We start from the raw sequence: 25,266 nt of genomic DNA on the forward strand, positions 1-25,266 counted from the left end.
GACGGCCAGCGCGAAAGGTCTGTAGCCATGGATCACGACAACATGCACTCCGTGAGCGTGGCTGGCGTGATCCTCGACGAGTGCGGACGCGCGCTTCTCATCCAACGGCGCGACAACGGGCACTGGGAAGCACCAGGGGGGATCCTCGAACGGGACGAGGACATCACTTCGGGCCTGCTCCGCGAGGTACGCGAAGAGACCGGCCTCAAAGTCGAGCCCGTGGCTCTGACCGGCGTCTACAAGAACATGTCCCGCGGCATCGTCGCTCTGGTCTTCCGCTGTCACGCTGTTGGAGGCCAACTCACGGAAACCGACGAATCATGCGCCTTCCATTGGGCCACTGCCGATGAGATTCGAGCGCTAGCATCAGAGGCATTTGCTGTTCGAGTTCTGGACGCGATGAACATGGGCCATCCCCCCGCCGTCCGCCAGCACGACGGTACTCACCTCCTAGGTATGGCTCGTAGCTACCTCTGAGAAATAGCAGCCGATGACCCACCTTTCATGAGGACGGGAAAATCAATACACATAATCGGCGCGACGAGGGCCGGCATTAGAACTACTATGGAGCCACGCCTACGTCGACCTGCACGATCTGTGCACGTCCGTCCCGCAATGAAGCCCGGCGATGAAGCCGGGGTGGAGCCCCGCACCAACCCCTGATACTGGCCAACCTCCTCCCCGCAATGAGGCCCGGCGATAGAGCCGAGGTGAAGCGTCGTAGCTGACCGCGCGAGCCCTGGTGCCAAGGTTCCTGCAATGAAGCTGGGCGATGGAGCCAGGATGAAACGCTCGCGGCGTTCCCGCATCGGTACGCCAGCTGTCCCCGAAAAGGCCCGGATATAGAGCCGGGTGGAGCATCTCGATCCGCTGAGACTCTTCAGAGACGTTGACGCCACCACAATAAGGCTCGGCGATGGAGCCGAGATGGAGCGTACTCACCCTCAGTAAAGTGACGTGCACCGATGCGATTCCGCAACGAGGCCCGGCGATGGAGCCGGGACGGAGCTCTCCAACACCAGCGCCGGTCAGGTCGCGATCTTCTCTCCGCAATGAGGCCCGGCGGTAGAGCCGGGGTGAAGCGGTTCGCAAGCTGGGAAGATAGCTGAAAGTATCCAATTGAGTGCGTTGAACTTGTCCGCTTTGCCTGCGAAACGGTTCGTTTGAGCTTAAGAACCTCCCCAGGAAAGCGGGTGCACTTGAGGTTCCAAACCCGCCCCGCTGGAGCTAGCAGGAAGAAGCAGCAGTGTGGTGTTGTCAAGGAGCAGCTGATCGGTGACTGCGGAGCAAAGGGTCAGTCTGGCTCATCGGCGATGCGTAGGGGAACGAGGACGCCGGCGCTTTTGCCGCCTTCGATAGGCTGGCGTTCCGCTCCAAAGACGTCAAAGACGCCCAGAGGGAGAAGTCTCATGCGGTCGACCGTGACGGTCTCTGCCTGTCCCTTCGGAGAGGGCCTCAGGAAGGGGTGATCAAGGAGGGCTTGGACGGCGTGGGCACCGAGGGCGGGTTTCCATAGGGGCCAGATCATTACGGTGCGTCGGTTGTGGCGGTGCCATAGGGCGGCAGAAACGGTGTGGCCGTCGCCGGTGATGTGCAACAGGGGCAGGGCCTGGGTGGCCAGCCAGGTGGCACCGGGGACTCCGGCCGGGATGGATTTCCCTGAAGGGTGGTCGGCGGCGCTGCGTAGGACGCGGTGGTCGAGGTATTCGCCGGTGAAGCCGTCTACCCGACGCCATCCAGTCAGGGCTTCGGTGAGCCTGGGCCAGTTCTGCCCGCACTACCTCCAGGAACTTATGGACTCCAGCAGCGCGAGCCCCCAACGGCCATAGCGCTGTCCGCTGAAGATTACCGCGAGCATCCAACACATCACGCAAATTCAGAGGCCGGGCTTCCGTGAACGCCGAGCTTTGCATAGGACTACAGAAATCTGTGCAGAGGATTACGGAAATCGACATTCGGTGTTAATTCTGTCGCCGATCGCCATATAGCTTGCGTGATTATACGTCTTCAGAGACCACAGGATCCCGCCCGGCCAAGATGATCAGGCGGGATCCTCGGTCAACATCCAGCAGCTTAACGGCCATGTCTCACAGGGCGACGGCGCCAGTCAATTCGGCTCTGTCGACCAATGAACTATTCAAGATTCTCTCTCAGACGATGCGGACTCAACGTCTGAATCTGACGTGCGAGGCGACTCGACCATGATCGTCGATCTCTACCCTTTCCAGATGATCCAGATCGCCACGTCGGGGCGTCCAGTCGCAGTACGGAAGATAGGACACTCGCCACATCCAGGATTCTCGGGACAGGAAGACATCTCGCTTTCGCATGGAGACCTTGGGTGCCATCAATGTTCCGACTACGCCGTATGGCAGAGTTACGACGAGAAGGGCGAGAGCGATCGATGCTATTTCGCTACGAGTGGGATCCATCCGGATGATGGTGAGGGCGAGCGCGAACGGAATTGCGGCCATCCCTAGCCACAGCAATGATGCCATGATTCGGCGATCCCTTAGCGGGCGCGGAGGATGCTCGCCTGAAGACAGTGGTCTCTTCGGAAGATCATCCTTCCATCCTGTTGGCAGCGGTTCCCGTTTCATAGCCCACGCTTCCAGCTGCTGTATTTAGTAGTCACCGTTACTCGAGTGAACCAGGGGCCGGTTTCTGTAATCCGAGGCGCATTGAATTTTGGGATGATAACTGTGATTACCCGCCAGCGCGTGGTGACCGTAGTTACGGTCCTCGTCCGCCTCTCCTGGACTGAACGCTTCTTCCCCTTCCTCTTAATGAGATCCTCCATAGGAGTATCCCATATGAGAACCGTCCGGGTCTCCAAATAGACGTTGACCGTCGTCGTCGTAACGGTCTCGACCGTCGTTTCGATGGATGAAACGGCGATCCCCGCTATAAGCCCGGCGGTACTGGCGACCCACCAGTTGGCCACGGGCTTGGTCGCGACCGTGACTATAGCTGCGAAGCCGACCTCAAGAAAATTGTCCGCGATCGTATCACGTTCTTTCTTCGACGAGGTGGTGGTACTGCTCCAGATAGGCTTCTCGCTCGTCCCGTCCACATCCAATTTGTTTACGGGGTCAGCGCTGCAGTAGTCGTAGGCATTAGCGCTACCGCTCGGGATCGGGTCGGTTTGGAGGAAGCGGCCGGTTTGGGGATTGTAGAGGCGTGCGCCCATGAAAACGAGACCTCCGATGGCGTCGGAGGAGCGCTCGTGGGAACCGAGCCAGCCGTAGCGCCGGGAACTATCGCCAGTCTGCGCACGAGGGGTTCCGAACTCCGTTGTTTCGGAATAAGCATGAACCCCGGTGGCATCGGGCCTGTTGTCGCTTGTGGCGACGATGTCTCCGTGCAGGTTGATCAGTTGGAGGGTAGATGTGCCGTCACTGTTCTGGATCGCACCGAGTCCAGACAAGCCAGGGACGTTTCGAGTCCAGGTGCCATCTGCTTCGCTGATCCAGGTGGGGGAATCTTCGGTGCCCGAGTAGTGATGGGTGGTCGTGCCTGGCCGGGGACCACCAATGGTGGTCATGGTCTTAATCCGTCCACCGGGGTCGAGGATGAAGGTGCTTTGCACACTTCCTTGTGTCAGCGCGGACGCCTTGTCATTGACGAAGTACTCAATCTCGAGGTCAGCGCCTCCAGTTACCTGGGCGGATGGCACTCGTGTCGTGCGGCCGAGGTTGTCGTAGGTGTAGCCGTCATCGGTGATGCGGTCAGCCGCGTCGTAATGATGCTGCTGGACGTTCGGAGTGGTCGTGGTGGAACAGGATCCAGCGTTGTCTGCGGGATAGCTGGTCAGACTCGTCCGGTTGGTGTTGCGGTCGAAGCCATAAATCCGGGTGGCACACGTCCCACCATAAGTGTCTTGGACCTTGGTCAGGCGTCCAGCGCCGTCGTAGTCGAAGCGCTGGGCACTACCTGCCGATCCTTGCTGAGCGGCGATGCGTCCGTTGAGATCATAGGCTGCAGTAAAGCTGAGCCACTCCGTGCCGTTTTTGGCATAGGACAGTCCGATCTGCTTGCCAGCGTTGTCGTAGCGGCTGGATGCCTCCAGCCCATTCGGGTAGCGCTGGAGAATGAGTCGTCCTGCGATGTCATACGCTCCTGCGAAGACACCCGCCCCGCCCGTATCGATCTTGGTGATCAGATTTCGGCGTTCTGCTCTTCCCTTCGCATCAATTCCACCGTAGGTGAAGGTGGTGACGCCCTTGCCGTCGTTGCTGGTAGCGATCTGCCCGTCGAGGTTGTATTCGGCCGTCGAGGTGACCCCGGTGGCGTCGGTCGTCGAATTCGCGCGACCAAAGGAGTCGTAGCCCATACTGATGGTGTCGCTGCCGATCGACTTGGTGGTCTGCAGACCGGTCGCCGGGTCGTAGGTGTACGTGGCCTCAGCGATGGGGGTGCTTGCGGAAGCCGGTTGTACGTCGATCTTCGACTTGATCGACCGTCCTGCGGCATCGTAAGTGAGCGTGGTCGTTCGCGTCACGGCACCGGAGGTCTCTGTGGTGGTGACTTCGTTTCCGTAGTACCCGTACGTGATGAGCTTGATCGAGATCGGTGCACCTGGGGGTTGACTCTTGGGCGCCGTTCGGCACATCAAGCCAGCCCACTGCGGCTTGTTGCCGCACGCTGTAACCGTTGGATGGGCTGCAGCCGTGTAATAGCTCACTGCTGTGGTTCCGGCGTCCGCGCCGTTGGACTCGGCCATGCGGCGTTCGATCTGCCGTCCTGCGGCGTCGTATCGGGTGCGCTGTACGATGTCGCTCTTTTGTGCCGACGAGCTCGTCGTCGGCTTGCGCAATGTCCAGCCGGATGGGTCACCCGACACCAGTGGGTCGTAGCCAGTTGTCACGGTCCGCTTGTCGTTCTCGTCAGCCACCCTGTCCAGCACCATGGGGGTGGTTGTCGTCGTGGTGACGAGGTGGTAGGTGATATCGGTCGTTGGCTTCCCTTCGTCGTAGACATTGGTGATGTTGTCGCGCACCGTAGCGAGCTCGCCCGAGGCGAGCGTCGCAAGGCGAGCCGGCCCTATCTCGGTAAGAATGTCGCTGTCCGCAGAGTATGTCGTGATGCGTGCGAGCAGATCGGCACGCTCCGCAGTATCCGGACGCGCTGCCACATAAGAGCTTGTGTCCGCGGTCGGCGTCAATGCCTGCGCCCGATTATCTGCCGACAGGTGCCAGACGGTGTTGCCCTTGTCGTCGTAGCGGCTTGAGGTGATCTGCCAGACTCCGGCGCCGTGGGCGGCGCTGTTGACCAGGCGGCCGTTGACATCAGTGTAGATAAGCTGGCCGTACTCCCAGTCACCCGCTGCGGGCTGGTAGGCGCCAGTGCCGCCTCGGGGCGGCAGGTGGGAAGCGGGGAAGATCGCTGTTCCCGTCATAGGCAAGTCCGTGCTCTGGCCCCACTTGGCGGTCTCGGTGACTGTGAGGTTGATAGGGGCGTCGGTGCCGCCGATCGGCACGTTATAGGCCACTGCCCAGGTCGGATCGACCGCGCCAGCCTCGCGCTGTACGTGGGCCAGGCGGCCGGTGGTGTCATACTCCATCCGCCACGGGGCCAGGCCGGGCGGGGTGAGCTGGGACAGGCGGCCCTCGGCGGTGTAGTAGTAGGTGGTGGCCAGGTTGGTGCGAGGGTCGGTGACCTGGCGCAGGTGGCCGGTGGAGTCATACAGGTAAGAGGCCAGTACGGTGGTCTTCATCGCATTGGTGGCCGGGTCGAAGGCGGTGAAGGAGACCTGCTTGACCTGCCCTGTGTAGTCACCCCAGCCCGAGGCGACCCCGGTGGCGGTGGTGGAGGAGGCGTAGCCGATCTCCAACGCCCGGCAGCCGGCTATCAGCGTCGCGCCGCACGTCACACCGGTTGGGACCGGTGCTAGGACCCGGGTCACTCGCCCTTGCGCATCCCGATGGTAGGTGACCGCAGACTCGGCGGCTGCCGTCTCGGCGCGGGCGACCACCCATTTGCCGTTCAGCCTCGTGTAGGTGGTCTTCGAGCCGCTGGCGTCGGTGACGGTCAGTTCCTCGGTGCCCACGGTGATCTGTGAGCCGTCGGCGGCGTCGTGCACGCCGGTGAACTTCTGGCCGTCGCGGACATAGTTCAGCGTTTCACCGCTGGGGCCGACAAACTGCAGTGAATCGGTCCCGGTGCTCGGATAGAAGTCCGCGATACTGGACGGCACTGCGGGGAAGCCCGCCCGCCAGCCGGGGCCGAAGACCTTGTTCTCAGTGAGTTGCTCGTCGTCCCGGTCGGCGGTGGGGTCCAGGGTGGTCAGCGTACGGCCGACCTCGACGCCGAACAGGCCGGCGTCGGTGGCCTTGACGGAGAAATCGCCGGTCTGCAGCGCCACCTCACCGGGGCCGATCTGTGCGGTGGCGTAGGAGCCGCCGAAGGCCGAGCGGTCGAGAGTGACTTTGGCGGCTGGGGAACACTGCTGCCCGGGGCCAGAGCTCTTGCTGAAACAGGCGCGGACCTCGACCGAGCCGTCCTTCTTGCCGGCGTCACGCAGGGTCTTGGCCACGTCCCAGGTGAGATCGGCGAAGTTCTTGGAGGTGTCGGTGCGGGTCTGCGGCCAGGCGGTGATCGGGGTCGGCGATCCGGGAACGGTCACATCGGCCGCTGGGACGACGATCGTGTCGTCCCAGGGCAGGAAGAAGCCGGTGCGGTACTCGTAGCGGACCCGGTCGTAGTCCGGTGCGGCCGCGGCGGCCAGGGTGACCGCTTGTCCGGTGCGACTGTTGAACTGCGGGCTGGTCACACCTCCGGCGCCGACGCCAAAGCTGTGCGTGGTGACCTGGGAAAGGTTGTGCGCCTTATCCCGGACTTTGACGTAGATGGTGTGCCAGCCGTCTACCGGGGCGATGGGAAAGTCCTTGACCATCTTGCCCTGGGACCAGCCCCAGCCGGTGGTGATCCGGTTCGGGGTGGACGGGTTGTCCAGCCCCCACCACAGCTCGACACCGGTATTTCCTGCGTTGAATTCGCTGGAGGTGGCCGCATCCGTTCCCAGCCAGCATTTGGCGTCCTGCTGCTGTGCGCTCCACTGGCCCGCAGGGTAAGTGCAGTCGAAGTAGGAGAGGGTGGGCGCGGTCACGTCAACGTTCAACGACTGCCATTGTGACCAGGCCGATGAGGAGGAGGCGTCGGAGGCACGGGCGCGCCAGCGGACCGTCCAGTTGTCGGCCAGCTTGCCCGCCGGAATCGTGATCTTCGCCTCAGTGTTGGCGGTCACATTGTCGACCTCACCCGACCAGATGAGACCGCTCCCCTGGGTGGGGACCGACGGGTCGTGCTCGACCTGGAACTCGGCTTTCAGCACACCACCGTCGGCGTCGTTGACCTCGGCGGCCAGTGCGGGGGTGAGGGTGGTGACGTAGAACTTGTTATTGGCCGCAGTCGCCGGCACCGCGCGCAACCTGCCGGTCCACGGGGTGGAACCGTAGGTGATCACCAGCTTGGGAGGATTGGCGGTACTGCTGTCATCAAAGAACCAGCCGAAAGTGTTGGCGCGGTTCGGTTCATCGCTGGCTGCCAGGACGAGCCCGTGGCCCGCGGCGCCGGAGGCCCACGCCTGGGCGATCGTCGTAACGGAGACCGACCAGGGGACCCTCTCCGGGTAGGAGGTCGGTCCGCAGACCGTCGGCGGTGCCGAGAGCACCTCACCGTCGCTCGTCGAGGAGGGCTGGTTGGACCAGAAGACGCCGGGGCCGTTCCACGGGTCCGGGTTCCAGCTGCTGGTGATGCGCCGGACACGGAGGCTCTGCCCGGTCGGGCACCTGACCAGGTCTCCGAGCAGGTCCAGGCGCGCGTCCACCACCTGCTGACCGGACAGGCTGGAGGTGTCGAAGTGGATCAGGGCGCGCTGAACGTTGGTGCCGCCCGACGTACAGGGCGTACTGTCACTGATGCCGGGTGTCAGCTCCAGGCCCATGCCGCCGCCTCCGCCGGTGGTGCAGGGGGAGTTGACGGTGAAGCCGTTCGGTGAGGTGAGCGTTGTGGTGGGGTCCACCGTCACCGGATACTTCGTGGTCGGGTCGGCCAGGAACTTCGGATCGGGCTTGAGCACCAGCGTCTGCTGCCCGTTGTCGTCCTTGACGACCTTCGTGTCGATGCCGGCTTCCGCCGACGCCGCGTTCGCTGGCTGGGCTGACTTGTCAGTGGAGGAGTCGTACATGAAAGGCTCGGGGGCGGCGGCGACGACCTTGCCCTTGGGGGTGATGAGCTCCAGTCCGCCCTGCTTGGTCGTGCCGAGCCGGAGTCCCTCGGTCTGCACCGGAAGCTTGAACTCCACCGGTCCGCTGGGGCGTTCCCGCAGCACCACGTCGTGGCGGAATCCGGTGGGCAGGGCGGTGACGACGAGGTCGGCGCCGACGCCGGCGGCGTTGACGTAAGTGGCGGTGTTGCCCTTGATCGTAGGCTTCGGCAACGGGGCGGGCCACTTCAGTGCGAACGACCGCTTGTCGCCGTGTGACATCTTCGCCAGTGGCCGGTCCTGGCCTCCGGTGGAGAACTCGACGCCGGCTTTAGCCGCTCTCGGTCGGAGGACACCGTTGTCCTCGATCAGTGTCGTGTCCACCGCGACCCATTGTTCGCCCTGCTTCACGCGGACGATACCGCTAACCGTTTCGGTGGTGAAAGTGGAGTCGGGGTTGGCATAGGTGAGATTCGATTCGGTCGTCTCATTGGTGATCAGCACCCGGCTGCCCTGGAGGCGGGCGGTCAGCGCGGCCGACACCCGGTCCGGGCGTTCGGTCACCGTCTTGGCCTGCGGTGGCTTGAGTTTGGGCGGGGGAGTGGGGGCTGCTTGGGCTGGCTGTGTCGATGTCGCCATCAGGGCGACGGTGAGGCCCGCGGCCAGGAGTCGTTCGAGTGACGGACGTCGGCGTAACGGCGTGGCGGAGCGGACCATCAGGGGGGAGTGCACCCACCCTCCATTCAGACAGAGGAAAGACAAGGCCGTCAGAACGTACGATGGAGATCAACGATCATGTAAGTGGCCATAAGGGATCAAAAGGATCACTCCAGGCGTATGCACCGCGAGGAAACGCCTCATGCGTCACAGGAGATAGGCATCTCAGTCGAGGCCTAGCCAGGGAGTGTCCTGAGAGCTCAGCAGATGGGCGAAGGGTTGGGGTCGCCCCTCGGACACACGTGATTCACCCATGAGGTGCTGGTCAGCTCCCAAGCCGACCAGCACTTTTCTTTTTCCCGGGTGATAGACGGGCCTCAACCCAAGGTTCGCGTAGATCTTCGCCTTCGGGCCGGTCCCGCCTCGCCGGGATCCGCGCCGTCCCACCGAGGGCGTGCGCCATCTCGGCCGGCCGGCCGGGCCGGTGCGGCGGGCGCCCGTCCCCCGGCGAGCGCGGTTCTGACAGCCGGAGCCGGACGCCGGACCCGTGCCGGTGACAGCGGCCAGGCCGCGCCGAAGCGCCGGACCGGTTCGGGGATCTCCTGCCTCGACTCCCCGCCGCCACCTGAGGCCCGGCCCGTCGCCGGAGCGCCGGTCGCGCGCCCGCGAAGGCGGTGGTGGTTCATGGCGGTTCTTGGGTGGACCGGGCAACACCTGCGTCACTCCCTTGCGGCCGCGGATGTCAGCCCGGACAGTTTGTCAGGGGTGACATCCCGCTCCGGAGTCGAATGAGTTATCCACAGTTTCCACAGACTCGTACACAGGTTCGATCTCGTTAGGCGCAGGCTTGCGGAGCGCCAGGAAGGACCTGTTCGTCCCTCGGGGTCCGATTCCGCGATGCACGATCAGGCGACTGGCGGTGACCAGGTCGACGAGGACCCGCCGCACCGAGCGGGGACTGATGTCGGCCTCGCGGGCGACGGTGGCCACCGCAGGCCGGCATCCGGTCCCCTCGTCACGTGAACAGGCGTCGGCCGGCGTCGACGGTCGCCGAAGACCTCGACGAGCCTTTCGGTCACCTGGTCGAGCGGCACGGCGTCGGCGGTCTCGGCGACCAGGTCGGCGACGTCCACCGCGTCGAGTTGGTCCAGCCGGGCCTGCGCCCGAGGAGCGGCACCGGACCCGGGGTGGGGGTGTTGGCAGTGGTGATGCGCATGATGGAAGTACCGCTTTGATCTGAGTGGATCGATGGGTTGCGGGCACGCCCGGTGTGGGCTGTCTTGGCGGATGACCACGCTGGTACGCGCCCGTGGGCGGGTCAGATGGCGGGGCGGTCGCCGGCGAGCAGGTCCGCCTCGGCCGTGGCCGAGGCGACCGAGCTTTTCCGGACCGAGGACTCGTCGATGCGCTTCGTCGGCGCGTGGTGATAGCGATTGGCCGCATGAACACTGATCACGCCGCTCCCGCCGACCTCGCCGCGCTTCGTACCGCCTTCGACGTCGGAGCATGTGAGCCACCCCTGGGTTGGGACGCTGTGCACGTTTTCGAGGCAGAGCACGGGGTCGTCCTGCCGGAGCCGTATCGAACGTTCGTCGCGGAGATCTGCGACGGGTCCTGTTCGGGCCCGCCTGACCACGGACTGGTGCCGTTGGCTGATCTGCCCGACGACTGGGGAGACGGTCGACCGCAGCGGGTCTTGGCCAGTCCCTTTCCATTGACGGAAATGTGGTCATGGGAGGAGGATCCGCGCCCCCAGGAGGAAGTCGATCTCCTTCTCAACCCGGTCTTCGACCATGGCTCGATCGTTCTGGGCACCGACGGGTGCGGCATGTACTGGCATCTCATCGTCAGCGGACCGCACCGGGGGCACGTCTGGCAGATCAGCGGCGAGGGCGCGGGCCCCTTCGGCGCCGAGTTCGGCTTCACCACGGGGGATCCGGGCTTCGCCGGATGGGTGAAGCACTGGGCTGCAGGCAAACCCTGGTTCGATGCCGCTTGAGGCGAGGATCACGACGCCCTCCCGATCAAAGCCACGACGGAGGTGGGTGCGAAGGCGTGCGATCTCGACGTCGCAGCCGCGGATGCGAATGCGTTGACCAAGGATTTCAACGGGACCAGCTGAACGACACCGGTCGCCGTCCCCGCCCAGCACTCGGTGGGCAGGGCGGTGGCCGGTGAGGCGACATGCGCCGATCAAGGCCCAGGACAGACGGCGTCGAGCGCGGCGCCGAAGCGCCGGACCGGTTCGGGGATCTCCTGCCTCGGCTCACCGCCGTCGCCTGGAGTCCGGTTCGTCGGGGCACCGGTCGTGCGCGCCCGCGTAGGCGGTGCTGGTTCCCGGCGGCTCCTCGGTGGATCAGGTGACGCCTGCGTCACTCCCTGCGGTCACCTGTGTCAGCCTGGACAGATGGTCAGGGGTGACGTCCCGCCGTGAGGTCGAACGGGTTATCCACAGTTTCCACAGACTCGTACACAGGTTCGATCTCACCATGCACAGGCCTGTGGAGTACGAGGGAGTACCCGTTCGTCCCTCGGGGTCTGATTCCGCGATGCACGATCAGGTGACCGGCGGCGGCCAGGGCGACAAGAACCCGCCGCTCAGCGGTTCGCCTCGGCCACCCCAGGGACCTTGAGGGAGGACCCAGCGGCGACAGTCGTCCAGGTCGACGTTGCCGCCGCAGATGATGGTGACCATGCGGCGGCCGACGAAGCGGTCGGGGTCTTCCAGGACGGCGGCGACACCGAGGGGCGCCGGGGGCTCGACGACCAGGCCCGCATGCTCCAGAAGCGTCCGCATGCCCGCGACGATGGACGTCTCTCGGACCAGGACGGCGTCATCGGCCACCTTCAGGAGGTCGTCCAGCACGGCGGGGATGGGGTATCGAACGGCGACGCCGTCCCGCTCACCGAAATCAAGGACGGTGACCCCGAGCAGGTCCAGATCTTCACCAAGCTCGGCCTGCGTCATTATCGAAAGAGCCCACTCAGCCTGCCCGAGCTCTGCAATCGTTCGGTCGGCGAAACCGTGCGGACGAGCGGCGTGGCTCCGACCGACGTCGGTGCGGTACTGCTGGCGACGACGGTCAACTCGATCCACGCCGTGGGGCTCGACTATCCCGAGGTGGCGCAGATCCTCGGCGACCATGGCCTCATCGACACCAAGCTGTGCTGTGGCGAGCCATCCCGCCGGACCACCCGCAGGAACGGATGGAAAAGGTCTTCTGCGGAAACTACAACATGCTGATCCAGCGCAGCCTGATGCGGGAGCTCGGCGTCGGCGAGAGGGCGTTCTATCTGGAGAACCTTCAACGACTGGGCCACGTGTTCTCCTGTGACGTATTGATCAACCTCAGCGACTACGCGGCCTCGACGTCCGTCGCGCCAGCCACGACCTTCACCTGCCTGACGGTGGGCTACTTCCGGTGGGGTTGTTTCGTCTTGCAGAAGACCTGACGACGCCGGTCGCCGGCCGTCACAGCTCGGTCTCGGCGATGATCTCCCTCATGATCTCGCTGGTTCCACCCGCGATCGTGCCGAGTCGCGTGTCCCTGAAGACGCGGGAGATCGGCGCCTCCGAGAGATATCCATGACCGCCGAAGATCTGTAGGCACTGCCCCGCCACCTCGACGGCGAGCTCGGTGGCCCGCAGCTTCGCCATGGCGCATTGAGACACCGCCGACTTCCCTTGACTGTGCAGCCAGGCCGCATGGTAGGTGAGCTGGCGCGCCGCCTCCGTGTGGCTCATCAGCTCGGCCAGGCGATGGCGTATCACCTGGTGACCTGCGATCGTCTTGCCGAAGACCTCGCGCTCGTTCGCGTATCGTCGGGCCAGCTCGAGCGCGTAGTCGATCTCCCCCAGCGCCAGGAGGGCCGCCGCAATCCGCTCGAGCTGAAACGCCTTCATGATCCAGAAAAACCCGGTGTTCCTCCGGCCGAGAAGCTGGCCGGTCTCGACCACGACGTCCTCGAATTGCACGCTCGCGGTGTCGGAGCAGTGCCACCCCACCTTTTCCACCGGGGTCCTCGTCACCCCCGGCGCTCGGGCGTCGACCACGAACAGGCAGATGTCGCCGGAGCCGGTGCTCGCCGCCGAGCCATCGCTCATCCTCACCGCCGTGACCATGAAGTCCGCATTCAGACCGTTGGTCACGAAGGCCTTGCTGCCTCGGATGGAGTATCGATCACCCACCGACATGGCCCGTGCTTCACAGCGGATGCTCGACACATCGGATCCGGCCTGGGGCTCCGTGATCGCCAGCGCAGCGATCTTGTCGCCCTGGATGGCCGGCTTCAGATACTCGAGCTTCTGATGATGGTCGCCCGCCAGCTGCAGGTAGGTCGTCGCCATGTAGCTGTGGACGGACATCGCGCCGCGAAAGCCGCTGTGGCCGAGCCGGCCCAGCTCCTCCAGGTAGGCGACCGAGTGAAAGAACGGGAGCTCGCGGCCGCCGTATGCGCTGGGGTAGTGCAGTCCCAGCAGCCCCTCCTCCGCGAGCAGCTTCCACGCGTCGCGTGGAATCCGGCGCTCCGATTCCCACGCCTCCAGATGCGGGGCGATGCGCTCGCACAGGAACCGCCGCGTTCGCACGCGGAACGCATCCGTCTCAGGAGAAAAGTAGATCGAGTTCACACCGTTGTCCTTGACCTGCTGGGGGCTTTCTCGCCGACGCGAGGGAGTGTCATCTGGCGCTGGCGCCGTAAAGGAACGTGCGCGCGTTCAGCTCGAACAGCCCGGCCTGCTCCCCGGGCGTCAAGCGGCTCCGCATCTCCTCGAGCTTCGCTCCTGGGTTTCCTGAGAGGTCATAGAGCGGTGCGTCGGATCCGAAGATGACCTGGTCGGGTGCCTTCGCGCAACCCTCCAGCACCATCTCCAGGCCATGATCCGAGAGCAGCTGAAAGGATGAGATGTCCGAGTAGAGGTTCCTGGGGTGCCGCTCGAGCAGCTCGATGGTCCCCTCCAGGTCCCAGACCATGCCGTGCGCCGGCGCGATCGGCACGTCAGGGAACCGCCGCATGACCTCCTCAAGGCTCTGCGGATACCGTTGCTCTCGGCCGAGCGTCGGCAGAGAGGCCCCCTCGCCGAGCGCCGGACCGAAGTCGGCGATCAGCAGGATCGACTCGACGATGGCGTGGGTGTCCGTCTGCGACAAGAGCCGCCGGGCGTTTCGGTCCGAGAGGTGGAGGCGTACGGCGCGCTCGACATTCCCGCCGCCGGACTGACCGCCGTCGAACATTGAGCCTGCGACGCCCGCGATGAATCCAGGTGAGATGCAGCGTGCGTCCGCCGGGTGGACATGGATGTCAATCATGGATGCCAATCAAGGACGCCAGTCATGGAGTCATGGAGATCCCAGTCCCCATGTCTAATCATCTGCCACGACGCGATGAAGCGTCGGGAAGATCTCGGGATCGCTGTAGCCAGGGAAGCCGTCCACCGCCTTTCGGCAGATGAGGTCATGGGAGTGCTGGAAAACCGGCTTCTCCTTGCTCATGAAATTCAGGTTGCGATAGCGATTCTCTCCGTCCTGCAGGTGGACCGACAGGGCGCGCCGCAGCGAGTCAATGGAACCCGGTGACTCTCTCGTTCTCGGCGGACTCGCGCGCGGGCGGCTTGTAGATGAGCTGGTCCTTCCAGTGCCTGATCTCCTTGGCGCCGATCAGGGCGGCCGCGATCGCCGAGATGATCGGCGGCCGGGATCGCCGACTGTGGAGATCTTGGAGAGCTCGATGTGCTCGGTGACCTCGTCGAGCTCTTTGCCGATGAGGTCCTCCAGGCTCAGCAGCAGGTTGATGTACTGCCTCGAGTCCAAGCCCGGCGACTGGAGCGGCGTGGACGGGGACAGGTCGGCCTGACGAACCGTCCCGTCCTGGCTGAGCATCGCGACCAGCACTCGGCACACTTCGCCATATGGGCTTACCTGAGTCGACATTGGCACTCTCCACTGGGCGTTCAAGGCGAGAACGGCTTGGACGGTCACCCGGACGGATCTGCGGTCAAGAATGGAGAAATGGTCACCGAGCAACAGGGGCTGCCATTGAGCTTCTCCATTTCATGGCACCGAACCAGCCTGCTGTCCTCGAAGAGTGCGACGCCGCCGTCGTGAATCGACACTTGATGGTCAGAGAGGTCAATCGTTGATTGCGCGCGTCCCGGCTTCGTTGTTCAAGCTTTGTCGTCGGGCGCCACGCTACCCTCAAGATCTTTCCGTTTCAAGGTTCGACGGTGGAGTGGCAGTTTCGGTCCGTTTCGATTTTGATTGTCGCCGAGAGACGCGACCTGGCGGTGTGTTCTCCGCGCACTGGGTGTCGCGCGCGAGAGCCTGCCGTGGCGGCAACCGGCCATGGACATCGGGGTTTCCGCCTCGACGATCTCGCGCACGGCCAACGGCCTGAAACCGATGTGACGGCAGAGGAAGTCATCGCTGCCGCCAGGCTCTTCCGCGTCGAACGTGACGCTGAGGGCCGCTGAACGGACTGGCCCCAGTACGTCACCGGCAAGCCGGCCTCGCTCGCCGCCCGCGTCGAAATCGACTAGGTCTGGGCAGTGCCGCGCGCACGCTAAAAGGCGGATCCAGCTCAAACGCGACCCCACAACGGACAGGACCGGCGCTTTCTCAAATGGCGAGATGAATGGCGAGTGACCTACGACAGGGCCCGGGTCGGCGACGCCGCACCGACACCGTGACCGGCAAGACCACCATCACCGCCGTGTCGGCCTATTGTCAACTCTCCTCTTCGAGGATTGCGTCGAAGACCCCCAGGGCGTACTCCTGAAGTCGGTCTCGCGTCGCTTGTTCTCCAGGCTGATCCAGGAAGCCTGGAGAATACGCACTCGCGACGGTCACCACTACTCCCGACCCTCGGGACACACGTCCGTCGGCGCGTCCGAAACCGCGCGGCGCCCATCGGTCGAGTTCCTGTTCGAGGTAGCTCCGTCGACTCGTCACAGCATCGAGAGTCCGCGGCGATTCGCGGTGTGACCAGCACTCCTTCGATCCGATTTTCACCTACGACGCGGTAACGGAGAACGCTCCGCCAGGTCGCACCTCTCGGCGATAATCAAAATTGAGTCGGACCGAAACTACCGCTCCACCGTCGAACCTTGAAACGGAAATATCTCGAGGGTAGCGTGGCGCCCGACAACAAAGCTTGGACAACGAAGCTGGGAAATGCGTAATCAACGACTGACCTCTCTGGGCATCAAGTTGAGCCACGACGGCAGCGTCGCCCTCTTCGAGGACAACAAGCTGGTTCAGTGTCATGAAATGGAGAAGCTTAATAACAACCCTCGTTACTCCGAGTACAGACTTACGGGGAGTGAGCTGTCCGACCTGCTCCGTGACATTGGATATGAGTGGAGCGAAGTGGACGCGCTCGTCATCGACGGCTGGCACACGACCCCGTTCGAGGTGACCCTGGGCGGGGAGACCGTGCCATTCGAGGTGGCGGACTATGGCCATCCCTACGACGTCCGCGCGAGTCCGCCGGCGAAGAAGCCCGCGTTCAGCCCCTATTTCGAGCGGGATTGCACGAGCTACCATCATATTGCCGGGCACATCTTCTCCGCCTATTGCAGCAGCCCCATGGCCCAACGAGGCGAGACCTCGTTCGTGTTCGCCTGGGATGGCATGTCGTTCCCCCAGCTCTTTCACTATGACCGGGGCGGCCAGCTCGAGTGCCTGGGCTACCTGTTTCTCATGAGCGGGTTCATCCACACGTACTTCGCCGCGAATTTCGCTCCGTACAAGGAGTGCCGGCCGAATGACCTCTCGCTTGCCGGCAAGCACATGGCCTACATCGCGAAGGGGCAGAAGCAGCCGTCCCTCATCGAGGGCTTTCACTCAATCTTCGGGAAGCCGGTCGCCAAGACCGGGAGCGTCACGACCCACGACCAGATGCTCGAGTTCGAGCAAGCACTGCTGTTGAAGCCCGTCTTCCGGGCCAAGGCCAGCCGCTTCAGCGACGACGACATCCTCACCGCCTTTCACCACTTCATCGAATTCATCGAAGAGGTGCTGGTCCGGACGCTGGCCGCGAGGCTGAACGAGTTCGACGCAGGAGCCCGGAACCTGTGCCACGCCGACGGGTGCGCGCCGAACATCAAGTGGAACAGCGCGATCCGGCGCTCCTGCGACCTGAAGGAGCTGTGGATTCCGCCGTTTCCCGACGACACCGGTGCCGCCATCGGCATCGTCTGCTGCGAGCTCGTCGCCAAGCACGGCTACGAGTCGATCGACTGGGATGTCTACAGCGGTCTTCCAGACCGAGGGCCCGCTGCAGACGGTCAACGAGCGAGAGAATCCGGAGATATACGCGCTGCTCAAGCACTACTCGGAGTACAGCGGGCTGCCGATCCTTTGCAACACCAGCGCGAACGACCTCGGTTCCGGGTTCTCTCCTGATGTCCAGAGCGTCGCCGAATGGGGCCATGTGAATTACATACGGAGCGACGGAACGCTTTACACGCGGACGACAGAGGTCGAGTGATCAGTAATTCACAGCGGCGAGAGGAACGGATGTCAACCAGTGCGGACGCCCCTCACGAATTCCGGGGTGGGCTTCATGAGGTCTTCCGCCAGCGGGCGAAAGAGCTGCCTTCGCGGACCGCGGTCGAGTTCGGCGGCGAGAGCCTGACCTACCAGGAGCTCGACGGCTCCTCCGATCGGCTCGCCGGCTGGCTTACCTCTCGGGGCGTGAAGACCGGCGATGTGATCGGTCTGTGCTTCCCGCGGGGAATCGACATGGTCGTCGCCGTGCTCAGCATCCTCAAGGCGGGGGCGGCCTACCTGCCCATCGATCCGGACCATCCGTCGCCCCGCACTCACCACATCGTCGAACACAGTCGAGTGAGCCTCGTCGTCGCCCCTCCGGAACTCGCGGGCTTGTTCGACCGACCCGATCTCACGCTCGTCGCGTACGAGCGCAGCGCGTTCGCCGACACCGCCCCGCCCGACTGGACCCCGGTGGCGGTGCCCGAAGACGCGTCGGCCTACGTCATCTACACCTCGGGAACGACCGGCAAGCCCCACGGCGTCATCGTCCGGCACGGGAACGTCGACAGACTGTTTCGTGAGACGGAGCGCTGGTTCGGGTTCTCCCAGGCCGACGTCTGGACCCTGTTCCACTCGATCGCGTTCGATTTCTCCGTATGGGAACTCTGGGGTGCGCTGCTGTACGGCGGCAAGGTGGTCATCGTGCCGTACGTGACCACCCGCACGCCCGAACGCTTCTACCAACTGGTCGTCGACAAGGGGGGCACGGTCCTGAGTCAGACGCCGACCGCGTTCCGCTCCTTTGACGCGGTCGACGCTCACCGCAGCGCCGACCTCTCTCTCCGGCACATCGTCCTGGGCGGTGAGCCGATCGACAAGGACGTCGCCGCGGCGTGGCTGGCGCGTCGCGGCGAGTCCCGCCCGCGGCTGGTGAACATGTACGGGATCACGGAGACGACCGTGCACGTGACGTACCGGCCGCTGACGCCGGACATACTCGAGGCGTCCGAGCACTCGCCCATCGGCGTGCCGATTCCCGACCTGACCATCCGGCTTCTGGACGACGCCGGGCAGCCGGTCGCGCACGGCGAGATCGGGGAGATCCACGTGGGCGGCGCCGGCGTCGCCGCCGGCTACCTGCACGACGCGGATCTCACGGCCTCTCGGTTCCCGCACCTGGACGCCGGCGACGCCAGGCCGGAGCGGATCTACCGCACGGGCGACCTCGGCGTCACCTACGACGGCCTCGAGCACTTCTTCGTCGGGCGCGCGGACACCCAGATCAAGCTGCACGGCTACCGGATCGATCCGCGGGAGATCGAGGCCGTCGCGGACGCGCAGCCGGGCCTCTCCGGCTCCGTCGTGCTGAAGGTGTCGCGCTCCGACGGCGACGCCCACCTCGTGCTGTTCTCCCTGTGTGGTCGGGGGACCACGCCTGCTCAGCGCGACGCCGCCCGCGAGGCGGTGATGACGCGCATCCGCGAGTCGCTCCCCGCGTACATGTGCCCCGTCCAGTGCATCCTGCTCGAGGAGCACCCAAGGAACCACAACGGCAAGGTCGACCACGACTCGCTGCGGGCGGTGTACCACGCGCAAGACCCGTCGCTGCGGCTGGACACGATCGACGGCTACTCCGAGAAGGTCCGGGCCATCTGGGAGCAGGTCCTGAGGAAGCCCGTCGTCTCGTCGGACATGGACTTCTTCGAGGGCGGCGGCACTTCGCTCGATCTCATCCGCATCATGGCGGAGACGAAGAACCAGTTCTCCGTGGAGGTCGACCTGGGTGTCTTCGCCGAGGGTCTGTCTCTCGACCTCTACGTCGAACAGGTCGGCAAGCAGCTCGCGTCCGAAGCCGATTGACCGCCGGTCTGTTAGCCCCAGATCTCGGGAGTTGATGTCATGAGTCAGTTCAAGCTCACGCCCACCGAGCTCGGCGAATTCCAGCGGAACGGCTACGCCGGGCCGTTCACGCTCTATGAGCCGTCGGAGATGGCCGACCGCTGGCGGAAGGAGCGGCTGAGGCTGCTCGATCGGAGCCAGTCCGTCTATCAGGACACGGAGGCGATCTCGCAAGGAACCAACATCTCCAACTACGACCGCCACCTCGACAACGGCTTCCTGGCCGAGCACATCGCGCGGCCCGAGATCGTCCAGCGCGTGACGAGCATCCTCGGCGACGACGTCATCTGCTGGCGATCCGAGTTCTTCCCGAAGTACCCCGGTGACGAGGGCACCGACTGGCATCAGGCGGACACGTTCGCCAACGCGGGAGGAGAACCCCAGATCGTCTGGGCCGAGGACAAGGAGTACGGCGGCACGATCACGGTGTGGACGGCTTTCACCGAGGCCACCGTCGAGACCGCCTGCCTGCAGTTCATCCCGGGCACCCACCGGCAGATGTTCTACGACGAGAGCCTGGGGATGCACTACGACCCCGAGGTGAACCGCAACAAGAACAAGAACGGCGTGAACCGGGGCTTCTTCGGCTACGACTATCGCCAGCTGCAGATCGATCCGGACTGGTCTCCGGACGAGAGCAAGGCAGTGTCGATGGAGCTGAAGCCGGGGCAGTTCATCATCTTCTGGTCGACGCTGATGCACGCCTCCCACAGCCACGCCGGGCGGACGCAGGAGATGCGCCTCGGCTTCGTCAGCCGCTACGTTCCGGCGTCGGTATACGTCTATCCGGACCTTGACGAGATCCGCGAGTACGGCGGGCGCATCTCGCTCGACCGCTTCGGGTGCGTGCTGGTGTCGGGTGAGGACCGGTACCGGCGAAACCGGCTCCTGACCCACACGACGACCGGCATCCCGTTTCGCAGGAACGGCACATGAGTGGGCCCAAGGAGTGGGCGGCGCACGCCGTCGAGGTCTTCGGCCAGGTCAAGCCGCTGGCCGATCGGCTGCCGCAGGACCGCTTCGAGGTGGTCGTGGAGGACCTCGAGCGTCTCGGCGAGGCTTCCCAGCGCCTGTTCGACCGCCTCGCGCACGAGGTCGGCCTGCGCCAGGCGATTCATGTCTGCTCCGCGCCGCAACAGGCCCCCAGCTCGTTCGGGCTCGCGATCGAGCGCCGGATCGGCGGCTTGCTCCGGGACGTCGAACCGCTCGAGGAGTGGGCCCGGGGCACCGGGGACGCGCTGCTCGAGCGCGCCGCGGCCAGGGCTCGCGACCAGGCGCCCCGGGTGGTGCGGATCAACACGCGCGACGGCCTGACGCTCGACGCGTTCACGGCCGGTGATCGGACGCGTCCCGCGGTGATGCTGGTCCCTCCCTGCGGCATGCCCGTCGAGCTGTCGCAGCGGTGGCTGCGAGCGCTCGGCGAGGAGCACTTCGTCATGACTTGGCAGACGCGCGGCCTGTTCTCCCCGCGTGATCCCGAGGCTGACATGGCGAGCGACGTGGCCACTCAGGCCGGCGATCTGCTGGCGGTCATGGACGCGCTCGACGTGCCGACCTGTCACGTGATGGGCCTCTGCGGCGGCGCGGTGATCGCGCTCGAGGCGGTCCACCGACGCCCCGAGCGCTTCCGGTCAATGAGCTTGTGGCACGGAGACTACGACTTCGGGGCCCACTCGACGAAGACCGATCACCAGCGGGACGTCCAGGCGCTGATGGAGATGGGAGCGGACAGCCAGGCGAAGGCGACCTCCTACCAGAAGCTCATGCGTCGCCCCGCCGCCCTGGCGACGATCCCCGAGCGGGTCGCACCGCTGGTGATCTATCCCTACGCCACGCCGACCCTGTTCCATCACTATTGTCGGCTGAACCTCGCGATCATGTCCTTCGACGTCACGGATCTGCTCGGCCGCGTTCCCCACCCGACGCTGGTCGTGACGAGCCGGACCGACACGACCGCACACCCGGAGGGTTCGCATCGCGTGGCGCGCGAGCTCGCCCGTGCCCGTCTCGTCAAGGAGCCCAGCGGGGATCATCTCTCCGTCTTTGACGCTTCGCCCCGATTGACCAAACTGGCCGTCGACTTCATGGCGGCGCAGCATTCGACCTACGTCTGAAGGACAATGATCAACACCGCATCCCTCGAAATCGAGAAACTCAATCGTGACCTCGGCGAACTCGCCGAGGAATGCGTCCTCGTGCGGGACAGGACAGGGGACCGGCGGGTCGTCGCGGTCTTCGTCGTACCGGGCGAGGCCGCCCCCGCGGTCCTGCGGGCAACGGCCCTCTGCGAGGAGGCCGACGCGGACGGCGAACTCTCCCTGTTCGAGCCCGACGACGACCTGATGATCTTCCACCGCAACCGGCGGGAGGCCGACTTCATCTTTCGCGAGGTGTTCCGGGACAACGAATACCTGCGCAACGGAGTGAGGTTGCCGGATCGCCCGACCGTGATCGACGTCGGCGCGAACATCGGCGGGGCCTCGGTGCTGTTCGGAAAGGCGCGCCCGGACGCCCGGATCTTCGCAATCGAGCCCGTCCCTCACCTCTGCCGGGCCATCGAGCTGAACGCCAGGCTGCACGACATCGACGTCGTGGTCATTCCCTGCGCGGTGGGCGACACGCGCCGGCAGACGGTGGTCACCTACTATCCGAAGAACACGGCGATGTCCGGTCTCCTCGCCGACCAGGCGGACCGGGAGGTCCTCAAGGCCTATCTCGTGGGCCATGAGGAAGCCGCCTCCGAGGCCGGGCTCGACGCCATGGTCGCCGAGCTGCTCGTCGGCGAGTCCATCGAGTGCAGCGTGAAGACGCTGGGGCAGGCGCTGGAGGGCCATCCCATCGACCGCGTCGATCTCTTGAAGATCGACGTCGAGAAGGCGGAGTGGCAGGTCCTGCACGGCATCAACGACGAGCTGTGGCAGCGAATCGATCAGGTGGTCATGGAGGTCCACGACATCGACGGCCGGGTCGCCGACTGCGTCTCCCTGTTGGAGAGCAAGGGCTTCAACCTGCTGGTCGATCGAAACCAGGACCTGTTGAACACGAACATGTACGGCGTCTACGGCCGACGGGGACCCGTGGGACCGGATCTCTCCTCCCCGCCCTGGCGCCGGCCGCTCTCGACGCGCCGGGCGCTGGCCGGAGCCATCCGTGACGAGCTCGCCGGCGAGCTCGCCGACCTGGCGGTGGAACGGTTCCAGTTCGCCACGGCCCTGCCGAGGGACGCCCACGGCGAGATCGACGCGGCCGCGCTCATCGCCCGGCTCTCGGAAGGACCCGCTGAGGGGGGCCCGCTGTCCGAGATCGAGGAGAAGCTCGCCTCCATCTGGCGCAGGATCTTAAAGGTTGAGGACATCTCGGCGTCCGACGACTTCTTCGCCCTGGGCGGGACGTCGCTGAAATCGGTGCGAATGGTGCTCGAGGTGGACGAGGTTTTCGGCGAGAACGTGCTGCCGCCGGATCAGCTGTTCGGCGGCAGCCGTTTCAACGAGATCGCGGCGATCATCCGCAGGAACATGAGATGAAGAGGTCGGCCCGGCCCCTGCTGCTCTATCCCCACGGGCTGGAGTTCATCCGCGCGTTCCGGGCCTGTCTCCTTTCCGGGGTCGCGCCCGTGCCCTGCCACCCGCCGAGGAACATGCGCACGGTAGAGCGTCTCCTTGCCGTCGCCCAGAACGCAGGCCTCCGTCGTCCTGACCGATGAGACGATTCGAAGCCGTGCGGGTGAGAGTCTCGCGGAGGCCGACAGCGCCGACGAAGGTCACGAGTGCGTGTGCGACCGGTCGGGCTCGGCCGCGACCGCGTTGATCGCAACCCACTCGCTCGGGTGACCCGGTCGCACTTCGGCGACCGTCCGGACCGCTCGTCCGCGCAGCTCGGCTTCGAGCCCCCCGAATCGCTCGGTTCTTCTGGAATCCGGACGAGGGTGCGATATGAAGGAAGCGGCGACACAACGCTCGATTCGCACACTAAAGTGATCTTGAGTGTGCGGCCGTGACATCACGGCAGGAGCAAGCGGAAGGCAGTGGTCAGAGATGTCAGACGCCCCCCAGGACCGGGTCGCCGCAGTCGACCTGCAGACCAACCGGCCGCACTCGGCGCGGGTCTACGACTACATCATGGGCGGCAAGGACAATTTCGCCGCTGACCGGGACACCGCGGCCAAGGTGCTGACCGACTGGCCCGGGCTGCGCACCTCGATGCTGGCCAACCGGGCCTGCATGCACCGGATGGCCCGCCATCTCACCGGCCTGGGGGTGCGGCAGTTCATCGATGTCGGCACCGGCATTCCCTCGTCGCCGAACCTGCACGAGGTGGTCCAGGAGACCGCGCCCGACGCGCACGTCGTCTACGTCGACAACGACCCCATCGTGCTGGCGCACGCGCGCGCCCTGCTGACCGGCACGCCCCAGGGGCACATCGCCTACATCCAGGCCGACATGCGCGCCCCCGAGACGCTTCTCGGCGACTCCACGCTCCACCAGGTGATCGACTTCTCCCAGCCGGTCGCGCTCACCGTGATAGCGATGCTCCAGTTCGTGGAGGACGCCCAGGGAATGGTGCAATCGCTCCTCGAACCGCTCCCCTCGGGCAGCCACTTCGCCGTCACCATCCCGACCGACGAGCTCGCCCCCGAGTCGGAGCGTCTCGCCCGCGAGTACACCGACAGAGGCATCCCCATGTACCTGCGCGGCCGCGCCGAGGTGGAACGCCTGTTCACCGGCCTGGAGCTGCTCGACCCGGGGATCGTCCCGATGCCCCGCTGGCACCCCGGCCCCGACGACGAGCCTCTCCCGGACACCGCCACCAACATGTACGCCGCGGTGGGCCGTAAACCGTAGGGAGGTCGACGACGGCGTCGCACCGAGACCGGCCGCAGGCGAGCCCGTCGAGCCGCCGCCTCCAACCTGGGGGACGCCCGCCCTCCCTGAGATCGCCGACCGCACCGCCCCCTTCTCAGGGCTCGGCATGGCAAGCGGATCGCTACACGAAGGCGACGACGGCATATCGCTCGTCCTGGACGGGCCGCCCCCACAAAGCGGCATCAAGCAGTGGCTCGACGCGCAACGTCCTGACCAGCGGGCGCAGTGCCTGGACAAGCCGCTCGGCCTCGACTCCGCCCATCCACGGCATCACCTCGGACCCGACCGCATAGGACTGGTCCTCGTCCGGTTCGGCAGACGCCCAGCGCCCCTCGACGAGCACCAGACGCCCTCCAGGGCGCAACAGGCCGATCCATCGGCGCAACGCCTCCTGCGGGTCGGGCAGGGTCCACAGCAGGTGACGGGAGAGGATCGCGTCGAAGGACGTCCCTGCCCGCGCGGGCGGGTCGCTCGCGTCGCCCACCGTCATCACGGCCTCGAAGCCGGCCTCCGTGAGCTTTCGCCGAGCCTGTTCGATCATCAGCGGCGCCAGGTCCACTCCGACCGGCCGGTGACCCTGCTCGGCGAGCACCAAGGACAACGAGCCGGTGCCGCACCCCAGGTCCAAGACATCGGCAGGCGAAGAAGGCATCCACGAGCGCAGGCGCTCTTCCCACACGGCCTTGACGCCGGGATCGCGAAGGCCGTGGTCGGCTTCCTCGTCGAAGGACGCGGCGAGAGCATCCCAGAAGGCCGCGACCGAAGCACTGATTTCCGGCATCGGCCGATCATGTCACCCGCCGCCGACAAGAGCGCGGGTCAGGCCGAGGTCCTCCTGCACCGGGCTGTCGCCGTCCATGATCGCCTGAGACCATCGGCGCGCGTCGTGGCGGCCGACACTGCGAAAGCCGAGCATTTCGCGGAGGCAGTCGGCGGCGAACGGGCCGGAGGAGGTTTCGACCAGGTCCGCGCCGGGACCGGCGTCACGCGACGCGGCGGGATACTTCCGCGTATTCGCCTCGAACACGCGACTCCAGTCCCGGGGAATCGCCTTCGGCTTGAGCACGTCGCCGGATGTCCTCCGTTCGGCCGTGTGTTCGGGATCGTCCTTGTCGGCACGTTGGCACTCCCTGCTTTTTCCTCCCTGCGC

At 65.2% G+C, this 25,266-nt stretch carries 20 protein-coding genes and 1 pseudogene; 12 read left to right on the top strand and 9 right to left on the bottom strand.

Features of this window, described 5'->3' with window-relative positions; all coding sequences use genetic code 11:
• Positions 1 to 27 precede the first annotated feature (27 nt).
• The gene (locus PKF00_RS00760) at positions 28 to 477 is read left to right on the top strand and encodes an NUDIX hydrolase (RefSeq protein WP_271215347.1); all 450 of its coding nucleotides are present in this window, start codon (positions 28 to 30) and stop codon (positions 475 to 477) included.
• A gap of 817 nt (positions 478 to 1,294) precedes the next feature.
• Here PKF00_RS00760 and PKF00_RS45140 read toward each other — a convergent pair.
• Both PKF00_RS45140 and PKF00_RS00765 read right to left on the bottom strand, forming a co-directional pair.
• Positions 1,295 to 1,744 carry a type I-G CRISPR-associated protein, Cas3-extension family gene (locus tag PKF00_RS45140; protein ID WP_438827842.1) on the bottom strand — a complete coding sequence of 150 codons (450 nt, stop codon included), beginning with the start codon at positions 1,742 to 1,744 and terminating at the stop codon, positions 1,295 to 1,297.
• Between the two features lie 852 nt (positions 1,745 to 2,596).
• Positions 2,597 to 8,938 carry a DNRLRE domain-containing protein gene (locus tag PKF00_RS00765; protein ID WP_271215348.1) on the bottom strand — a complete coding sequence of 2,114 codons (6,342 nt, stop codon included), beginning with the start codon at positions 8,936 to 8,938 and terminating at the stop codon, positions 2,597 to 2,599.
• Positions 8,939 to 9,882: 944 nt separating this feature from the next.
• On the opposite strand from PKF00_RS00765, the gene PKF00_RS00770 reads away from it, so the two are divergent.
• On the top strand, positions 9,883 to 10,098 hold the full coding sequence (locus tag PKF00_RS00770; protein WP_271215349.1) for a hypothetical protein: 216 nt from the start codon (positions 9,883 to 9,885) through the stop codon (positions 10,096 to 10,098).
• Between the two features lie 83 nt (positions 10,099 to 10,181).
• Here PKF00_RS00770 and PKF00_RS00775 read toward each other — a convergent pair whose 3' ends face one another.
• Positions 10,182 to 10,421: a hypothetical protein gene (locus tag PKF00_RS00775; RefSeq protein ID WP_271216363.1), complete on the bottom strand. Its 240-nt coding sequence runs from the start codon at positions 10,419 to 10,421 to the stop codon at positions 10,182 to 10,184.
• Between PKF00_RS00775 and PKF00_RS00780 the strand changes: the two genes are divergently transcribed.
• From PKF00_RS00780 to PKF00_RS00790, 3 genes are all read left to right on the top strand, one after another.
• Positions 10,305 to 10,862 carry an SMI1/KNR4 family protein gene (locus tag PKF00_RS00780; protein WP_271215350.1) on the top strand — a complete coding sequence of 186 codons (558 nt, stop codon included), beginning with the start codon at positions 10,305 to 10,307 and terminating at the stop codon, positions 10,860 to 10,862. The genes PKF00_RS00775 and PKF00_RS00780 overlap by 117 nt on opposite strands.
• A 630-nt stretch (positions 10,863 to 11,492) precedes the next feature.
• A complete protein-coding gene (locus tag PKF00_RS00785) occupies positions 11,493 to 12,107 on the top strand; it encodes a hypothetical protein (RefSeq protein WP_271215351.1) in 615 nt (204 codons plus the stop codon).
• A complete protein-coding gene (locus PKF00_RS00790; protein ID WP_271215352.1) occupies positions 12,071 to 12,316 on the top strand; it encodes a hypothetical protein in 246 nt (81 codons plus the stop codon). Before PKF00_RS00785 ends, PKF00_RS00790 begins: the two co-directional genes overlap by 37 nt.
• 19 nt (positions 12,317 to 12,335) lie before the next feature.
• On the opposite strand, the gene PKF00_RS00795 is transcribed toward PKF00_RS00790, so the two are convergent.
• The 4 genes from PKF00_RS00795 to PKF00_RS00810 form a co-directional block, all read right to left on the bottom strand.
• Positions 12,336 to 13,493, bottom strand: a complete 1,158-nt coding sequence (locus tag PKF00_RS00795; protein WP_271215353.1) for an acyl-CoA dehydrogenase family protein — start codon at positions 13,491 to 13,493, stop codon at positions 12,336 to 12,338.
• Positions 13,494 to 13,542: 49 nt separating this feature from the next.
• Positions 13,543 to 14,172, bottom strand: a complete 630-nt coding sequence (locus PKF00_RS00800; RefSeq protein ID WP_271215354.1) for an amidohydrolase family protein — start codon at positions 14,170 to 14,172, stop codon at positions 13,543 to 13,545.
• 54 nt (positions 14,173 to 14,226) lie between these two features.
• The gene (locus PKF00_RS00805) at positions 14,227 to 14,355 is read right to left on the bottom strand and encodes a hypothetical protein (RefSeq protein WP_271215355.1); all 129 of its coding nucleotides are present in this window, start codon (positions 14,353 to 14,355) and stop codon (positions 14,227 to 14,229) included.
• Positions 14,356 to 14,520: 165 nt separating this feature from the next.
• Complete coding sequence (locus tag PKF00_RS00810) at positions 14,521 to 14,793, bottom strand: hypothetical protein (RefSeq protein ID WP_271215356.1); 273 nt, start codon at positions 14,791 to 14,793, stop codon at positions 14,521 to 14,523.
• Between the two features lie 1,239 nt (positions 14,794 to 16,032).
• Between PKF00_RS00810 and PKF00_RS00815 the strand changes: the two are divergent.
• From PKF00_RS00815 to PKF00_RS00840, 7 genes and pseudogenes are all read left to right on the top strand, one after another.
• Positions 16,033 to 17,049 (top strand): annotated as a pseudogene (locus PKF00_RS00815) (carbamoyltransferase N-terminal domain-containing protein); the annotation flags it as partial.
• Positions 17,050 to 17,104: 55 nt separating this feature from the next.
• Entirely contained in the window at positions 17,105 to 17,350 is a 246-nt protein-coding gene (locus tag PKF00_RS44570) for a carbamoyltransferase C-terminal domain-containing protein (RefSeq protein WP_369011143.1), read from the top strand.
• Between the two features lie 29 nt (positions 17,351 to 17,379).
• Positions 17,380 to 19,215, top strand: coding sequence for a non-ribosomal peptide synthetase (locus tag PKF00_RS00820; protein ID WP_271215358.1), 1,836 nt, complete (start codon positions 17,380 to 17,382; stop codon positions 19,213 to 19,215).
• Between the two features lie 39 nt (positions 19,216 to 19,254).
• Entirely contained in the window at positions 19,255 to 20,190 is a 936-nt protein-coding gene (locus PKF00_RS00825; RefSeq protein WP_271215359.1) for a chlorinating enzyme, read from the top strand.
• The gene (locus PKF00_RS00830; protein WP_271215360.1) at positions 20,187 to 21,368 is read left to right on the top strand and encodes an alpha/beta fold hydrolase; all 1,182 of its coding nucleotides are present in this window, start codon (positions 20,187 to 20,189) and stop codon (positions 21,366 to 21,368) included. The genes PKF00_RS00825 and PKF00_RS00830 overlap by 4 nt, the downstream gene beginning before the upstream one ends.
• A 6-nt stretch (positions 21,369 to 21,374) precedes the next feature.
• The gene (locus PKF00_RS00835; protein ID WP_271215361.1) at positions 21,375 to 22,778 is read left to right on the top strand and encodes an FkbM family methyltransferase; all 1,404 of its coding nucleotides are present in this window, start codon (positions 21,375 to 21,377) and stop codon (positions 22,776 to 22,778) included.
• A 510-nt stretch (positions 22,779 to 23,288) separates the two neighbouring features.
• Positions 23,289 to 24,095 carry an SAM-dependent methyltransferase gene (locus PKF00_RS00840; RefSeq protein WP_271215362.1) on the top strand — a complete coding sequence of 269 codons (807 nt, stop codon included), beginning with the start codon at positions 23,289 to 23,291 and terminating at the stop codon, positions 24,093 to 24,095.
• A gap of 142 nt (positions 24,096 to 24,237) precedes the next feature.
• Here the strand turns inward: PKF00_RS00840 and PKF00_RS00845 are convergent, their stop codons facing one another.
• Both PKF00_RS00845 and PKF00_RS00850 read right to left on the bottom strand, forming a co-directional pair.
• Positions 24,238 to 24,897, bottom strand: coding sequence for a class I SAM-dependent methyltransferase (locus PKF00_RS00845; RefSeq protein ID WP_271215363.1), 660 nt, complete (start codon positions 24,895 to 24,897; stop codon positions 24,238 to 24,240).
• Between the two features lie 12 nt (positions 24,898 to 24,909).
• Positions 24,910 to 25,182, bottom strand: coding sequence for a hypothetical protein (locus tag PKF00_RS00850; protein ID WP_271215364.1), 273 nt, complete (start codon positions 25,180 to 25,182; stop codon positions 24,910 to 24,912).
• Between the last annotated feature and the right edge of the window lie 84 nt (positions 25,183 to 25,266).

Source organism: Streptosporangium carneum (genome assembly GCF_027922005.1).
In the GTDB taxonomy this organism is placed as follows: Bacteria; Actinomycetota; Actinomycetes; order Streptosporangiales; family Streptosporangiaceae; genus Streptosporangium; species Streptosporangium carneum.

Excerpts from the sequence above, each read along its gene's own strand:
- PKF00_RS00760 (WP_271215347.1), top strand. The coding sequence starts at position 28 with ATGGATCACGACAACATGCACTCCGTGAGCGTGGCTGGCGTGATCCTC.
- PKF00_RS00780 (WP_271215350.1), top strand. The coding sequence starts at position 10,305 with ATGAACACTGATCACGCCGCTCCCGCCGACCTCGCCGCGCTTCGTACC.
- PKF00_RS00790 (WP_271215352.1), top strand. The coding sequence starts at position 12,071 with ATGGAAAAGGTCTTCTGCGGAAACTACAACATGCTGATCCAGCGCAGC.
- PKF00_RS00800 (WP_271215354.1), bottom strand. The coding sequence starts at position 14,172 with ATGATTGACATCCATGTCCACCCGGCGGACGCACGCTGCATCTCACCT.
- PKF00_RS00805 (WP_271215355.1), bottom strand. The coding sequence starts at position 14,355 with ATGAGCAAGGAGAAGCCGGTTTTCCAGCACTCCCATGACCTCATCTGC.
- PKF00_RS00810 (WP_271215356.1), bottom strand. The coding sequence starts at position 14,793 with ATGTCGACTCAGGTAAGCCCATATGGCGAAGTGTGCCGAGTGCTGGTC.
- PKF00_RS44570 (WP_369011143.1), top strand. The coding sequence starts at position 17,105 with ATGTCTACAGCGGTCTTCCAGACCGAGGGCCCGCTGCAGACGGTCAAC.
- PKF00_RS00820 (WP_271215358.1), top strand. The coding sequence starts at position 17,380 with ATGTCAACCAGTGCGGACGCCCCTCACGAATTCCGGGGTGGGCTTCAT.
- PKF00_RS00825 (WP_271215359.1), top strand. The coding sequence starts at position 19,255 with ATGAGTCAGTTCAAGCTCACGCCCACCGAGCTCGGCGAATTCCAGCGG.
- PKF00_RS00830 (WP_271215360.1), top strand. The coding sequence starts at position 20,187 with ATGAGTGGGCCCAAGGAGTGGGCGGCGCACGCCGTCGAGGTCTTCGGC.
- PKF00_RS00835 (WP_271215361.1), top strand. The coding sequence starts at position 21,375 with ATGATCAACACCGCATCCCTCGAAATCGAGAAACTCAATCGTGACCTC.
- PKF00_RS00840 (WP_271215362.1), top strand. The coding sequence starts at position 23,289 with ATGTCAGACGCCCCCCAGGACCGGGTCGCCGCAGTCGACCTGCAGACC.
- PKF00_RS00845 (WP_271215363.1), bottom strand. The coding sequence starts at position 24,897 with ATGCCGGAAATCAGTGCTTCGGTCGCGGCCTTCTGGGATGCTCTCGCC.